This window comes from Bdellovibrio sp. HAGR004, assembly GCF_055397015.1.
In genome coordinates this window covers 248,422-263,142 of record NZ_AP029176.1, presented here as the reverse complement: position 1 = coordinate 263,142, position 14,721 = coordinate 248,422, and the positions used below count along the sequence as shown (strand labels likewise).

15 protein-coding genes are annotated in these 14,721 nt (G+C 47.8%); 4 read left to right on the top strand and 11 right to left on the bottom strand.

From position 1 onward, the window contains the following. Positions 1-192 precede the first annotated feature (192 nt). From ACZ5ZV_RS01415 to ACZ5ZV_RS01390, 6 genes are all read right to left on the bottom strand, one after another. The gene (locus ACZ5ZV_RS01415; protein ID WP_464119549.1) at positions 193-870 is read right to left on the bottom strand and encodes a response regulator transcription factor; all 678 of its coding nucleotides are present in this window, start codon (positions 868-870) and stop codon (positions 193-195) included. A gap of 95 nt (positions 871-965) precedes the next feature. Then, on the bottom strand, positions 966-1,190 hold the full coding sequence (locus ACZ5ZV_RS01410) for a hypothetical protein (RefSeq protein ID WP_464119547.1): 225 nt from the start codon (positions 1,188-1,190) through the stop codon (positions 966-968). Positions 1,191-1,324: 134 nt separating this feature from the next. Beyond that, positions 1,325-2,854: a SpoVR family protein gene (locus tag ACZ5ZV_RS01405; protein ID WP_464119545.1), complete on the bottom strand. Its 1,530-nt coding sequence runs from the start codon at positions 2,852-2,854 to the stop codon at positions 1,325-1,327. 15 nt (positions 2,855-2,869) lie between these two features. Further along, positions 2,870-3,967 carry a DUF444 family protein gene (locus tag ACZ5ZV_RS01400; protein WP_464119543.1) on the bottom strand — a complete coding sequence of 366 codons (1,098 nt, stop codon included), beginning with the start codon at positions 3,965-3,967 and terminating at the stop codon, positions 2,870-2,872. Beyond that, entirely contained in the window at positions 3,967-6,042 is a 2,076-nt protein-coding gene (locus ACZ5ZV_RS01395) for a PrkA family serine protein kinase (protein WP_464119541.1), read from the bottom strand. Before ACZ5ZV_RS01395 ends, ACZ5ZV_RS01400 begins: the two co-directional genes overlap by 1 nt. 76 nt (positions 6,043-6,118) lie before the next feature. Continuing rightward, entirely contained in the window at positions 6,119-6,718 is a 600-nt protein-coding gene (locus ACZ5ZV_RS01390; protein WP_464119539.1) for a hypothetical protein, read from the bottom strand. A gap of 44 nt (positions 6,719-6,762) precedes the next feature. On the opposite strand from ACZ5ZV_RS01390, the gene ACZ5ZV_RS01385 reads away from it, so the two are divergent. After that, the gene (locus ACZ5ZV_RS01385) at positions 6,763-7,389 is read left to right on the top strand and encodes a hypothetical protein (RefSeq protein ID WP_464119537.1); all 627 of its coding nucleotides are present in this window, start codon (positions 6,763-6,765) and stop codon (positions 7,387-7,389) included. A gap of 33 nt (positions 7,390-7,422) precedes the next feature. Here the strand turns inward: ACZ5ZV_RS01385 and ACZ5ZV_RS01380 are convergent, their stop codons facing one another. Together ACZ5ZV_RS01380 and ACZ5ZV_RS01375 are read right to left on the bottom strand one after the other, a co-directional pair. Further along, complete coding sequence (locus ACZ5ZV_RS01380; protein WP_464119535.1) at positions 7,423-9,294, bottom strand: tetratricopeptide repeat protein; 1,872 nt, start codon at positions 9,292-9,294, stop codon at positions 7,423-7,425. A 105-nt stretch (positions 9,295-9,399) separates the two neighbouring features. Beyond that, positions 9,400-9,897: a hypothetical protein gene (locus tag ACZ5ZV_RS01375; protein ID WP_464119533.1), complete on the bottom strand. Its 498-nt coding sequence runs from the start codon at positions 9,895-9,897 to the stop codon at positions 9,400-9,402. 285 nt (positions 9,898-10,182) lie between these two features. Between ACZ5ZV_RS01375 and ACZ5ZV_RS01370 the strand changes: the two genes are divergently transcribed. After that, positions 10,183-10,707, top strand: coding sequence for a polyhydroxyalkanoate synthesis regulator DNA-binding domain-containing protein (locus ACZ5ZV_RS01370; RefSeq protein ID WP_231839234.1), 525 nt, complete (start codon positions 10,183-10,185; stop codon positions 10,705-10,707). A gap of 108 nt (positions 10,708-10,815) precedes the next feature. On the opposite strand, the gene ACZ5ZV_RS01365 is transcribed toward ACZ5ZV_RS01370, so the two are convergent. Together ACZ5ZV_RS01365 and lpoB are read right to left on the bottom strand one after the other, a co-directional pair. After that, positions 10,816-12,066 carry a COG3014 family protein gene (locus ACZ5ZV_RS01365; protein ID WP_464119531.1) on the bottom strand — a complete coding sequence of 417 codons (1,251 nt, stop codon included), beginning with the start codon at positions 12,064-12,066 and terminating at the stop codon, positions 10,816-10,818. A gap of 3 nt (positions 12,067-12,069) precedes the next feature. Continuing rightward, entirely contained in the window at positions 12,070-12,669 is a 600-nt protein-coding gene (lpoB, locus tag ACZ5ZV_RS01360; RefSeq protein WP_464119529.1) for a penicillin-binding protein activator LpoB, read from the bottom strand. A 158-nt stretch (positions 12,670-12,827) separates the two neighbouring features. On the opposite strand from lpoB, the gene ACZ5ZV_RS01355 reads away from it, so the two are divergent. Next, a complete protein-coding gene (locus ACZ5ZV_RS01355) occupies positions 12,828-13,241 on the top strand; it encodes a JAB domain-containing protein (RefSeq protein ID WP_464119527.1) in 414 nt (137 codons plus the stop codon). Here ACZ5ZV_RS01355 and ACZ5ZV_RS01350 read toward each other — a convergent pair. Continuing rightward, on the bottom strand, positions 13,235-13,831 hold the full coding sequence (locus tag ACZ5ZV_RS01350) for a hypothetical protein (protein WP_464119525.1): 597 nt from the start codon (positions 13,829-13,831) through the stop codon (positions 13,235-13,237). The genes ACZ5ZV_RS01355 and ACZ5ZV_RS01350 overlap by 7 nt on opposite strands. A 338-nt stretch (positions 13,832-14,169) precedes the next feature. Between ACZ5ZV_RS01350 and ACZ5ZV_RS01345 the strand changes: the two genes are divergently transcribed. Then, on the top strand, positions 14,170-14,694 hold the full coding sequence (locus ACZ5ZV_RS01345; RefSeq protein ID WP_464119523.1) for a hypothetical protein: 525 nt from the start codon (positions 14,170-14,172) through the stop codon (positions 14,692-14,694). Positions 14,695-14,721: the final 27 nt, after the last annotated feature.

Here is a 14,721-nt window from a genome sequence, read left to right as displayed (position 1 = left end):
GATAGACTTTGTCTCTTCTCAAGAATTCACGACCCATCGCAAACCTTGAAGGAATGAAAAAACAGAAGGTCGGTCAAAAAGGTCCAAATGCAAGGCGGAGTAGGCCCTCGCAACGCAGGCGTGCTCCAAGCACGTCGGAGTGAGAAGGCCGCCCGACAACGCAGTCAGTTGGGCCTTTTTCACCGACCGTGCCTAGTCTTGGGCTTCTAAGCGGTATCCTAGAGACGGCACAGCCACGATGCGGCCGTTGAAATTCTGGATCTTGCGCTTCAGATAATTGATCTGAGAATCGACATTTCGGGACGTCACTTCTGTGTCACCCCAGATTTCAGACAAACACTTTTCACGAGTGACAAGGTTGTTTTTGCCAGCCACCAAAAGTTTTAGGATGTCGAATTGCTTTGGTGTCAGATTCACCTCATTGCCATCGACAAACACCTGGCGAGACAGAAGATTCATCTTCAGGTTCGCTGCGTTTAATTCAGACGCTGTTTCGGTCTCTTTTTCTGAAAGACGAGCTTTGATTCGCAAAATCAGTTCTTTGACATGGAAAGGCTTGGAAATGAAGTCATCCGCACCAGTTTCAAAAGCCTTGATACGTTCATCAATAGTCGCTGCACCAGAAACAAAGATAATCGGTGTGTTCTTGGTTGTATCGCTTTCGCGAACCATGCGGCACACATCCACACCCATCACTCCAGGCATCTTATAATCTAATAGAATTAAATCGGGACGCTTTTCGTTGATTAAACGAAATGCAGAAGTGCTGTCCGATGTATAGGAGCACTCGTAGGTAGAGCTGAGAATCTCGGCAAGAAGCTTACAGCTCTCTTCATAGTCATCTACAATTACGATTTTTTTTGCGCCCAAGTCCGTTCCCCTTAAAGGAGTGGAAGTTGTAAACATATTCATATTTGAAGAATCCCCCGTTCAGGCGAAAAGTGCAAGCGGCAAGGGGTCTAGTTTTACATTCCCTTAAATTTGATGCGCTTACCTTCTAGGATTTTCTTCAATTGATCACGTTTGTCACCCTGAATTTCAATCATCCCGGACTTCTCACCCAGGATATGGGTTCCTCCCACCCCGCATTTGGCCTTTAGTTCCTTTGCCAGAGTCTTCAAATAAGTCTCATTCCTTGGAAACCCATCCAAGACCGTGACGATCTTACCGCCCCGTCCGCTTTTTTCCATTCGGAAAATCACTGTAAATTGTCCGTCCTGCACCGCTTCTTCAGGCTGGCAGCGACATTCGGCCTTTAATTCTTTGCAATCGGGACAAGTGACATTGTCCCGAGGGTCTGTACTAAAAACTAAGCGAGTATTTTTCACGAACCTGAGCTCTCTTGATTGGATGGATTGGGGCTGGGCTGCTCTCCCAGCTTGTGCTGAGTATACTCTTTTCCATCGAATCTAAAAAGCTGCGGGGTTTCATCCATCACCGTGGCGATGTTGACCGGTCTCTTCCAAATCTTGAAGACGTTCTTCAACGTTTCGCTCATAAAATCCGGCTGCATATCAATGCCCTCATGCAGGTGGGTCAAAAGCAACTCGCCCCGGTTTTCAAAGTTGGCATCCTCAATCCGAATAATCGGCTGACCGAAATTCGTCATGTGGAACAACAACTGAGCTTTGATAGCCTTAAAGTCCTTGGTATCCACCTCAAACTTCTGGGTCTTTTTATTGAACTTATAAACGAACATTTTATTACGAACACAGAAGTCCTCGGTCAGGAACTGATCGATAAAGGTCACATCGTTGCAGACCTTTCTGACTTCAAAGATCTTCTCGCGCCCCAGGCCCAGTTTACGGTCCCAGTGCTTTCTTTCGCGAACGTCATCACATTCTTCCCATTCGCGACCGAACTGACCTTTGTTCCACCGGTCTTCGATATCGCGCATAAGCTCGATACCGACCTTGTAAGGGTTGTATCCATTCGGGGCCATCGCCATCGTGCCCGCGTGATGATCCGCAAAATCGATAATTTCGGAATCATTCAAAATCTTGGTCGTCATCAGCTTGGAATGCCAGTAAGACGCCCACCCTTCATTCATGGTCTTCGTCATCCCCTGCGGAGAGAAGTAATAAGCCTCATCCCGGATGATCGACAGCACGTCCTGCTGCCAATCTGTCAGCGGTGCATAGTGAATGAAGAAATTCAGCACATCCTTTTCAGGTTCGCTGGGGAATCTCTGAGCCTTGGCCTGCGCTTCTTCATCCGCCTTGCGGCGTTGTTCTTCAACAAAAGAGGGCGGATTGATATAGTCGCGCATGTAAGAGCGATCCACTCTTAACAAATAGTTTGGTTCCTGCTGTGGGCGCGGCTCTTGTGCTTTAACCACAGACTTTTCCACATAGGGACTATACCGGTCGATCAGATTTTCCAAAGACAAACAGACGTCGATGAAGTTTTCCACCACATCCTGACCATAGCGATCCATATAACGGCGGATGCGAGTCGCATGGTTGGCCATCTGATCCATCATTTTGCGATTGGTCTTTGAGAACCAGATATTATTCTTAAAGAAGTCACAGTGACCGTACACATGCGCCATGACCAGCTTCTGGTCCATCATGGCATTACCTTCCATCAGGTAAGCGTAACAAGGGTCCGTGTTGATCACCATTTCATAGATCTTGGAAAGGCCGTATTCATAGCTCTTCGACAGATGTTCGTATTCCATCCCGAACTTCCAGTGCGGGTAGCGCACCGGGAATCCACCATAAGCGGCAAACTGATTGATCTGATCGTAGGTAATCAACTCAAAGATCGTTTCAAAAAAGTCCAGACCCGCATCTTTGGCGATCTGGCAGATTCTTTTTCGTTCGGCTTCAAGTTCGGGTGTCAGATTAGCCATGTTCGCTCCGCTTCGTTACTTCCCTTTGCCAAGGAAGTCTTTAATGGAATCCAGGATCTTGTCGCGGTTCTCAATCTGACTGAGCGTCAGTCGTTCGTCCTCGCCAAATTCCTTTTGCAGATCTTTTAGGAACTGCCCGCTGCCATATTTACTTTCCACCTGGCCGTAACTAAAGACGTTACAGTTTGGCAGGAAGAATTCCTGCAGCATCTTAATACATAGACGCGTATCTTCGCCGGACCAGTTATCGCCATCTGAAAAATGAAATGGATAAATATTCCATTCATTCACCGGATAGTCCGTCTGAATGATTTCCTGGCAAAGCTTATAAGCCGAACTGATCAGCGTTCCCCCGGATTCACTGGTACGGAAGAACGTGTCTTCATCCACCTCTTTTGCCGCGGCATCGTGAATAATGAATCGCGTTTCAAGGCCCTTGTAGTGTTTGCGCAACCACGTGTTGATCCAGAAGCTTTCCAAACGAACGATTTCTTTTTGTTCGTCACCCATACTTCCGGAAACGTCCATCATGTAAATAACCACCGCTTGAGTTTGCGGCTGTTCCACACGCTTGAAGGACTTGTACTGCATGTCCCGGCGAATCGGCAGAACCAACGGTTCTTCGGAATCATAGGTTCCGGAACCCACCATGCGCTTCAAAGCCCGCTTATACGACGACTTAAAGTGGCGAAGTCCTTCCGGACCTACCGGCGCCAAGCCCGTGAACTTTGTCTTTAAAGAGTCTATATTTTTCGCACCCTTAGGCTGGATCAAAGGAAGTTCCAGTTTTTCACCCAGAATGTTGGCCAGCTCCTCCATCGACATCTCGATTTCTACAAGATGTTCGCCAGGAGCCTCCCCCGCCTGTCCCTGTCCGCCCTCACCAGGGTCACCGACATCCTGACCAGGCTGACCTTCCCCCTGACCGACGCCCCCTTGCTGTTTGGGGCCGTAGCGGAAGTTGGGGATATCGATACGAGGAAGCGGAATTTTCACAAATTCATCTTCACGCTTCCCGATCATCTCACCCTGAGAGACGTACTTGCGCAGATCCTCTTTGACCTTACCCTTAACAATCTCTCTGAATCTGTTATGGTCTTCACGTATCGACATTATTTATTCTTTACGTCCCCTCGGGCGAAGATACTTGCCACGTAATGCAAAACATCCGTAGCAGAGATTTCATCGTATCCGAAGTCCTTGATGAGACGGGTTTTAACAATATCAATTTTCTCTTGTGTGTCCTTGTCAGCAACATTGCTCACCAAAGTGGTCAGCTTGATGCTGTCCTTCTGATCCTCAAAGAGCTTCAGTTCGATGGCTTTGTGCAGACGTTCGTTCATCTTGTAATTGAACTTCTTGCCTTCCAAAGCCAGGGCCCCGATATAGTTCATAATCTCGCGACGGAAATCGTCCTTGCGGGACTCTGGAATCTCGATCTTCTCCTCGATGGATCTCATCAGACGCTCATCGGGCTCTTCGTCGTTTCCAGTGAACTGATTGCGAACTCGTTCTCTCTGCGTATAGGCTTTGACGTTATCTATATAATTAGCACACAGGCGCTGCATCGCACTTTCATCCGCGCTGATGGCTCTTTGCACTTCAGCTTTGATGATTTCTTCGTACTCTTGCATGACCACACCCAAAAGCTCTTTGAATTCGGTCTTGAGCTCCTCGTTGGCAATCAACGAGTGATTCTTCAGACCCGATTCCAGCTCCTTAAAGACCATGAACGGATTCACAGATCCTTTGTTGGACTGCTGGGCCGCCACCAGGGCATTGGAAAGTTTGTCCTGAATATAACGGGCCGAAATCCCCTCAAGACCCTCGCGCACAGTTTCTTTGCGAAGCTCGCGCACGTTGTCTTCGGTATAGTTCGGCAACGTCTTACCGTTATACAGTTTTAGTTTCTGCAAACGGGTCAAGTTGGCTTTCTTCGGCTTTTCCAGTCGGGTCAGAATCGCCCACATCGCCGCCATTTCTACAGTGTGAGGAGCGATACTGATTCCCCGCACTTTCTGAGAATTGAAATCACGCTTGTAAATATTGATCTCATCTCTCCAGCGCGTGATGTATGGAATGTCAATTTTCACAGTACGGTCACGAAGAGCTTCCATGAACTCGTTGTCCTGCAGACGACGGTATTCCGGTTCATTCGTGTGACCGATAATGACCTCATCAATATGGGTCTGTGCGAATTTCTTGGGTTTCACACGGTGTTCCTGCGAAGCGCCCAACAGATCATACAAGAAGGCCACATCCAACTTCAGAACCTCGACGAATTCAATCATTCCGCGATTGGCAACATTGAATTCTCCATCGAAGTTGAACGCCCGTGGATCAGAGTCCGATCCATATTCGGCGATCTTACGATAGTTGATATCCCCGGTAAGCTCCGTGGAGTCCTGATTCTTTTCATCCTTCGGCTGGAAGGTGCCGATACCCACGCGGTCGGCTTCAGAAATAAACAGTCTTTTCACACGCACATGTGACAGAACCTTCATCAGGTTGCCATCATATCTTTCCATCAGGGCTTTAAAGATAAAGCGCGAAGGCGGGCTGAGTTCCCCATCCACATGCACACGGAAGCTGCCTTCCTGTCCTTTGTTGATGGAATCATAAACCGCACCACGCAGTTCTTCCGGAATCAAAAGCAGAGGCTCTTCATTCATCGGCGAGTGGAACACTTTCACACCCTTACCCAGAAGACCATCCAGCTCAAGCTTTTCATCGATCCATTCAAATGTGTAAAGTGCGCCTTGCTTTGAGTGAGAGTAGCGCTCAAGGCCCTTCTTCAGCATGCGGCAGATGGTGGATTTCGCACTTCCCACCGGGCCGTGCAGCAGGATCACACGTTTTTCAGTGCCGTATCCCAGAGCCGCTGCCTTTAAGACGTTCACCAATTTCATCAACTGCACATCCAAACCGAAGACGGCATCTTTGCCGTTGTTATGGACATCGTCGAAGAACTTATAGCGAATCACTTCTTTTTTGAAGTCGATGTAAGTTTCCGTGCCTTCTTCAACGATCATGTCATACATTCGCTGATAGGCATTTCTTGTGATTTTCGGATTTTGTTTTACCAGGTCGAGATATTCCTCGAAGGTACCACTCCAATGCTCTTTGGCATGAGTGCTTGAGTTTTGCCAGTTGGCGACCAGTGATTGCAGATCAAACTTCGAGGCCATATTCTCTCCCCAAGGTGATTGGTGACACACCTACTCTGTTAGAGTATGCCTCATTACTAGACGGTTAACGAGTTTTTTAATTTAGTTGTATTGCTTTGAACCCCTGAGGCTGTCTCAAGGTGAAAAGATCTGATTTGAACTGGACCTCAGTCTTGGGCGCAGAGAAAAGCCACTGCATTTCAAATTGCGGTGCCGTAATCACAACCTTCTTCTGTCCCTCTTTTCGTTCCAGCCACTCGACACGGGTCCTCTTGGTCAAATTCTCACATTGATAAATCAGGCCTGCCAGATCCAGTCCGCATTTCCAACCAGGCCCACGCACGGGCTCATCAAATGCGATATTTGTCAGATTCATGGGATGCAGGGGCATGCCCACCACATTCAGGAAGGCGCGCTCAGAATTGCGACCGTAATAAAAGGCCTTCTGAGGATAAACAGCATAAGAGATCTCAGACGGACTCATCACGAGACTTGCAACCTGAAACCCCAGCAAAGCTGTGATTTCAAAACGCGCTCTTTCGTTCTTTATCGCAAAGATATCTATATTCAGAGATTGGGTTTTGTTTTCTTTCTGATTCTTGATCAACGCCTTCGTTTCCCACTGCGCTTTCTGAAAAGAACCCTCCTTCACCATCTTCGTGACACATCCGGAAAGGAAAAGGGTTAATACGATCATGAAAAAAGCATTGAACCTGTTCATCATTGCCTTAGCATAGAGAAATGAATTCCCTTAAACAAGCCTTGATTCAATTAAAAGAAGACTGGCGCAACAGCCTTCTTTTAGGGTGTATTGCCACTATATTCGTTCTGCTGGTGCGTTTTGTGCCTTATGTGAGCGCTTTCCTGATCTCCTTGGGTTTGCTCTTTCTTCAGGAAGTCAGCAATCAGTACTCTCAAACCCGGAAGTGGCCTCAGAACTTTTCTTTCCTTAAACAGCATCTGCTGTCGTTTGTGGTCACTGCGCTGATCCTTTTGCCCACCAGCGCCCTTCTGGGGTCCGCGATGGGACTATTGCAAAGCCCTCAGAACTTTTTGCAGACGGTCCCACTATCATTAGGCCTTCTGATCCTGGCATTATACTTCTATCTGATACTGAATCACGCCTTGCGCTTAAGTATGGAAAGCGGCACCTCGCTGGCCAAGTCGATTGATGTGGCGGCTCTGGCCTCTGTCAAAAAATTCAAAGACTACTTTCTAGTCAGCTTCTATCTTGGTGTCGCTGTCCTGCTTGCAGGACTGCTCTGGGGCCTTGGCTTTATCATCGCCCTGCCCTTTGTCTTTTTTGCCACCAACTATATCTATGCCCACATCAAAAGTTCAGGCGTCTTAAATAAAAATCCCGCATAAATGCGGGATTTTTCATCTGAATTTTCGCTTTAATTATTTTTCGGTGTGTTCTGCGATTGGCTTATCAACAGATGCTGGCAGGCGAGGCGCGCCGTTCAGCTCTTGCTTTTCAATCGCAGTGATTTTGCTGCGGATCTCTTGAACCTTTTTCGTGTCGGTTTCAAGGTCAGCGGCCTTCTTGTACATTTTCTTGGCTTTATCCACCATGGACTGCTTGTAGTAAGCATCACCCAAGTGTTCTGCAATAATGCTCACCGTGGACTGATGTTTGTGAGCGGCTTCCAGGAACTTCACCGATTCGGAATACTTGGATTGTTTGTACAAGATCCATCCCAGTGTATCCAGGATGTAGCCGTCCGTAGGCTCTAGCTCCAAGGCCCGACGAGCCAGCTTTTCGGCCTCCGGAAGTTTGACACCCATTTCAGCCCAAGTGAATGCCAGATAGTTCATACCCTGAACATGATTTGGATCCAACTCCAGAACCTTTTGCATTTCCTCCACGACCACATCTTTGTTGCCCATGCGATCGTTGATTGTTCCATAGTAGAATCGCAACTGCGCATTATCCGGGAACTTCTGCAGACCTTGCTCCAAAGTTTTGGATGCATTCTTGTAATCACCTTTTTCATCCAGCAAAGAAGCATACATCGCAAAGACCTGCGGCTGATCCTGGCGAGATTTCAAGCCTGCCGCCGCCACCTCGATACCTTCATCCAAGCGACCCAAACCTTTTAGAAGGTAAGCAGCATGAACAACGGATTCACCGTAATAGGTGCTGGACATCGGGATCTTGCGATATTCTTTTACAGCCTTTTCATGCTGACGAGTTTCCTCATACACTGCCGCCAGATAGAAGCGAACCTTGTCAGACTCTGGAGCATCCTTCAGAATTTCTTCCAGTTTCTGCACGGCTGTATCGTAGCGCTTTTGTTCAATCAGGATCAAAGCCATCTTCATGCGCACATTCAGTGGCTCATCAGAATCGCTTTCCATCACTTCCAATTGGGCATAGGCATTTTCATAGTCGCCGCGCTCAATATAGATTTGCGCCAAAACCTCGGCCACACGCGGGCTGGGGGTGTTTTCCTTTTGGAAAGAACGATAAAGGCTGACCGCCTTGTCTTCATTTTTCTGTTTTGAATAAAGCACACCCAAAGACAATACGGCGTCGGCAAAATCAGGCTTTAGCTCCAAAGCCTTCTTGAAAGAGGCTTCGGCCACTTTAGCGAACTTTGCCTCAGACTGTTCCATACGAACGCGGCCGATGTAGTAGTGCGCCAGATACGGAGTTGTGTATTCCGGATTCTTCAGCAAGGTTTCGAAATACTTTACGGCCTTGTCTGATTGTTTTTGCTCAGAATACAGCGCCCCAATGTACAACGGAGCTTCCGTGTTATCCGGTTGAAGCTTCATCACCGTGTGATATTGCTCCATCGCCTTTGGATAGACTTTCAGGGACGAATATAAACCACCCAACAACAGGTGGGCGTCCACATTCTTCGGATCCTTCTTCACGGCCTCTTCCGCCTGCGCCAAGGATTCCGTGATCATACCCTGCTTCAGGTATTCCGCAGCCAGACGCATATTCACCGCAGGAGAATTGGTGTCATAAACCAAAACCATCTTGAAGGATTCAATAGCCTTCTGGGAGTTGCCTTCCAGTGCGTAAGCCTCACCCATCGCGAAGTAGTAATCGGCCTGAGTGCGCATATAGAGCGGATCTAATGTGCTGCCGCCATCCAAGGAAAGCACTGCGGGAGCAAAGGAAGCCGGAGCCCGGTTTTTATCGTCAAAAGACGCCTCAAAATACGGAGCCTTGTCTGAGTCATTCGAAGTGAATGTCGCACAAGCCGTGAGGGAAAGAAGAAGCGGAGCGATTATCGCGGTCCTAGTGTATGGAAACATTAGATCTCCTTGGTCACTAGGCTGATCGGCTTTTTATGAGATTTGCTTGATGCAACTTAAACGGGCAGAATGGAATCACGACCAAGATCGCGCTCCACCGGCAGTCTAGTTATGAGACACACTCAACAGGACCCCGATGTCGTCCCCTTCATAAAGGGGCTGGTTGTCCAGGGGCTTGTCTTCATCATCCAACGACGCAGTTTCGATTCTCTGATTTGGCCCGGGAGACCAGACCAGGATGCGGATCTTTCCCGTCTTGGCTTCGGTCGACAAAATGCGATAACGATACGGCTGGCCCCATGGGTCGGTGCCCATTGTGCCCGTGCTTCTCAGGTTTTCCGGGGAAAGACCTGCTTCCTCGGAAAGTGAAGCTGGAAGCCGTCCTGAAGGCTGCTCCCCCATATTTTGGGTTTTTGCTGCTTCGCGGTAAATTTGTACAACTTGATAGCCCACAACCTCTGCTTTTTGACGAGCTTTCTCAGTTCGAGCGTCCTGAACCTGACGATTCCAAGGAGTTGCGATTATCGCCGTGGAAAAGCCCACAAGGCCCAGTAGGGCCAAGACTCCAGAGGACTTAAACTCTTGTTTTTGCTCGTTTTTCATCAATTTTCTTTCCGAAAATAAGGGACGTCATTTAACATTTCGGCGGCCTTTGGAAAAAACTTTAGACAAAGGTCTGTAAAATCTTAGAAAACTAATGGCTATTTGCAGAAAAAATAACGCCTAGAGTCTTTTCTTTTGATTTTAAGACCCCTTGACAAGGGGTGGCGGCAGGGATAGGTTGCGCCCATCTGCAAGGGGACGCCGAATCATAAGGCACCGTTAACCCCTTGGGACTTTGGGGAAATTTCAAATTGGGAGGCACTTTTGATCAACCAAAACGAAACTATGACATCTAAGCCAAATTCTAAAGTTAAAATCATCAAGCGCTATCAGAACCGCAAACTCTACGACACTCAACAAAGCTGCTATGTGACTTTGGACGATATCGCTAAGATGATCCGCACTAACGAAGAAGTGATGGTTATCGACAACAAGTCTAAAAATGACATCACTGCTGCGACTCTGACTCAGATCATCTTCGAAGCTGAAAAGAAAGCATCTCAATACGCTCCTCTTTTCACACTTCGTGAAATCATCCAGAACGGTAACGGCAGCATCTCTGGTTACCTTGCTAAGCTTGGCGCTTTCCCTCAGGATTACATGACTAAACAACAAGTAAACACTGTTGTTGAAAATGCTTCTACTGACAGCGTTAAACAAAACTTGGAAAACCGCGTTGCAACTGCAGCGACTCGCTACAACACAGACACTACTGCTAAAGTAGCTGCTGAAAAAGCGACTGTTCTTCCTGGTCTTCAACAGGACGACGAAACTCCAAACCTGCCAGGCACTTCTTTGTTGAACAACTAAGAAGACCTTTCAGCAAGGGTTTCAAAAAAAGGCTCCGCAATGCGGGGCCTTTTTTATTTTTCTTAACGGAATTAACGAGAACAGCTGAAAGACTGTGTTCTACCGTAGCTATTTCAGCGATCGCCAGATCACGAATTTCTTCTGGCCAGCTTTGATTTCCACGTCACGGGAATCAAGACCTTCCCCTGTGGATGTATTGCTGTAGTCCACACCTTCCAGGCGGAACTTGTAGGTTCCCGCGCGCAACGGCACACGGATGATTTGAATAGTCTGTGGCAGGAAAGACCACTGTCGCACATCCGCACGATCGGCCACCAACAACGCGATGTAAGCCAAATCCCCCAAGGCCTGATTCTGCTGACGGATCTGATCTGATAGAACCGCTTTGGTCGCAATCCCGCCCATCCGTTTGGCAAACAAGATTCCGTAGTCCTCTTCCAGGGTTTTCATTGCGGCGGACTGCACATCATAAACCTCGCGGCTTAACAGCGGCTCGATTTGGCTTGATAGATACAGCCGTGCCCTTTGAGTCTGACTGCGCACCGGCACCAGCGTCGGCAAAGTGTGCCCGTTGTTTTTACCCGCGGATTTTCTCGGTCCCCAACCCTGTTGATAAATGATCACGAGCTCTCCATTGGAGCGGTCATACCAAGAGTCTGATTCCACAACGTCAGGGAATTTCTTTTTCCAGTCTTTGTAACTGTCCATGCGACGGGCCAGCTTCGCCGAACGAATCAGGTCCTCGCGGATCGTGGAAATGGACGGGTCAATTTTGTAGGCTTCCGCGTAAGCGATATAAGCATCATCATAACTGCGGCTGGCTTCCCAGATCACGGCAGAAAGATATTTACTGAACGAGTTCAGTTCAAACGCCTGCTTTTCGTCGGCGCGGTATTTCAGATATTTTTCATTAATGCGACGAGCTTCAACCAAAGCATCATCCAACTGTCCCATCTGCAGGAAGTTCATCGCCAGATACGCATTGATAAAGATCTTTTCGAAGGTGTCGCCCTTGTACTGAACCATTTCCTCACTCAACGCCAAAGATCCGGCGATGCGCGACACCGACTGATAGTCGACCAGTTCAGCCAGGCGATCCGCCTGCATGAAAACCTGATTGCTTTCTTTTAGTTTTCCCGCCACCTGCAAAGTCACGGCATAATCCAACAAGTACACCAGCTGATCATCACTGGACTTTTCGGCCAATGGCTTAAGATCCTCGATGGCTTTTGTGTATTCGTGACGAACCAATGCTTCGCGCGCTGGTTGCACCTTAACCTGATAAGTGGCGCAACCCAAAAGAGGCAAAACTAAAAAAAGACCCATGACAGGCATGAGTCTTTGAGCAATCCGCTTCATCAATTATAGACCAATGGATTTCTTTTTGAAGGTTTTACGAATCTGCTTCTGATCAGACCATGTGATCATGCTGGATTTCAGGTTCGTCAGATTCAAAGTCAGTTTGTAGTAGACAGACTTGTCTTTGCCTACTTCTTGAACGATGGAATCCAAACGTCCGTTGATGATGAAGTCAGCACCCACTTGGCCACCTGGACCTTTTTTGCTGGTTTCTTCCACCATGCCGGAATTCTGATAGTTGTATTCATCGGCGATATCCTGACGCGCTTCTTTGTCGATAAAGCCCACCTTGCCGGATTTCATCAGCTCAACACGAACCATATCCATGATGCTTTGAGTATCGATGTGTTCGCTGGTTTTGTTCTGCAAGTTTGTCACCATAACCACCGGCATTTTCTTAGCGCTATTGATGGCTGGAGAACTCATCAAGCTGGCAACCAGATCTTGAACGGCTTTTTGCATATCTGTTTCGGACCATTGGTCATTCAGCAGATTTTCACGGTTTACGTCATCGTACTGGCCTTTAACAAAGGCTTTCGGACCACAACTGGTCATCGCCAAGAAAGAAAGAGCCACAGCTGCGAAAGTCAGATTCTTTTTCATATTACCTTCCTGTCCCTTTGGACACTTCCAAAGTCTATGCTCGGGGACTTTCAGACGCAAGTCATGCCCCCCCGTTTCAGGACGGCTGTCCAAAATCCGACCATCAGCTTGCTTCTACTTACGCCCTGCTTCCCTTATATATTGCAATACAGACCTTCATGAAAGAAGTCGCCACAAGTCTCCAAGCCTATGAATCCCTTCGACCCCACATCAATCCTTATGCCGAGGAACTTTGGCTTCTGGCTTTGGACTCACAAATGAAATTGATCCGAAAAGAAATGGTGTTTCGAGGAACCGCTGACTATTGCCTAATTCACCCCCGGGACATTTTTCGGATTCTGATTGCCTCTAACGCAAGCTCTTTTATCCTAGCCCACAATCATCCCAGCAACAGCGCGCTGCCGTCCGAACAGGATTTGGTCCTCACACGAAAAATTCACCAACTGTCTTTGTTATTTGAAATTCCCCTGAATGATCATCTGGTCCTCTGCACAAGCAGCTACTTCAGCATGGCTGATCATGGATACTTTAAGAAATGGAAGCGCACAAGGAGCTCTCAGGTTCTTTACTGAATCGCTTCCAAAGTGCTTTGATACGGATTGTTGCTCGGGTTGCGAATCGGCGTCACCGACAGAACGCGGGACAAGTCCTCACTCAGAATAATTTTATAACCACCACGACGGGCATTTTCAACGAACTGTCGTGCGTATTCTTCTTTATAAGCCTGCGAGTACTCTTGCGCTTGCTCCGCATTGAACAGCTCTTTCTGAACGATGTCGTGAGGTGAAAGGGCCTCTTCATGACGAGCTCCGCGCCCCAGCTCTTCTGCCAGCTCTTGCGCACGAGTATCCATGGAAAGATCCAAACGACGGTCGTTTTCGTAAGCTGCCTGTGCTTTGGTTTGACTGAAATCACTATTCATCAGTTGTGCATTTTCCACCTGCATGCGCTGACGGGCCATTTCCATCTTTTCATTGGTCAGCATCAGATGTCTATTGACCGACTTCTCGAATTTTTCAGATTTTACTGCGGCTGGTGTTCCGGCAACTTTTTGGGGCGCATCAGATGTACCCAAGTAGACAAAAACCATCGCGGCTGCCCCAACAAAGAGCAACAAAGCCAACCACATGGAGTTTTCTTTTTCAGGCTTTTGCGAATCCATAAAAACCTTATCGGAGTTCCCTAAACAAATCTAAAGAGCTCCATCTCTCACTTTGAAACGCTCCGTCGCTAACCGTTCCGGTATCTTCCGGAGTCTAACTATCAAGACTTGGTGAAAATATGAGTCTGATTTCCATAAAAATGTCCAGGACCAGCTCAACACTAGGTCTAACCCGAAGAGGTGATCGGAATTTACGGCACAAACGTCAAAGTTTTAGACAGCATTTAGACCCTATTAATCAAATTACAGTGAATCCATGTCGGGCACAGAACGTGAATTGAAGAAACTGTCAATGACGACAATCTCCCCCCCCTCCAATTTGTGAAAGGAACCCTTGTATGAAAATGTTCAAAGCTCTAGCAGCCGTGAGTGCTCTTGTTGTATCCACAAATGCGTTTGCCGCAAGCTCCGGTCAGCTCCTGATTACCGGAACTGTTGCTGAAACAACTTATCTGTCTTTGACAGCCACGGGAACCGACCCCCTTGAAAATGTGGATCAGACCTTGAACGTTGACGACATCGTTAACGGTGCAGCGACTCAGTTGTCGTTCGCAAACATCATGCACGAAATTTCCAACTCGACAGCGGGTTACAAAATCACATTGTCATCGGTGAACGCTGGTGAATTGCAAGGTCCTGGCACCAGTAAAGTAAAGTACTCCTTGGATTATAACTCGGCAAAAATCGGTATTTCCAACTGCGCTCTTACCAGCTCCTGTACCGCCTCTTCTGGGGCGCTGACTGCGAAAACAAGCAGTGCCGTTTCCGTCAATGTGAAGGCGACCTCCACTGCGGCTGAAATCGCGGCTTTGCAGTCTGGTGTTTACTCGGACACAGTCACTGTGACCATTGAAGCTCTTTAAGAAGTTCTGAATAAGCCTGAGTAGGCA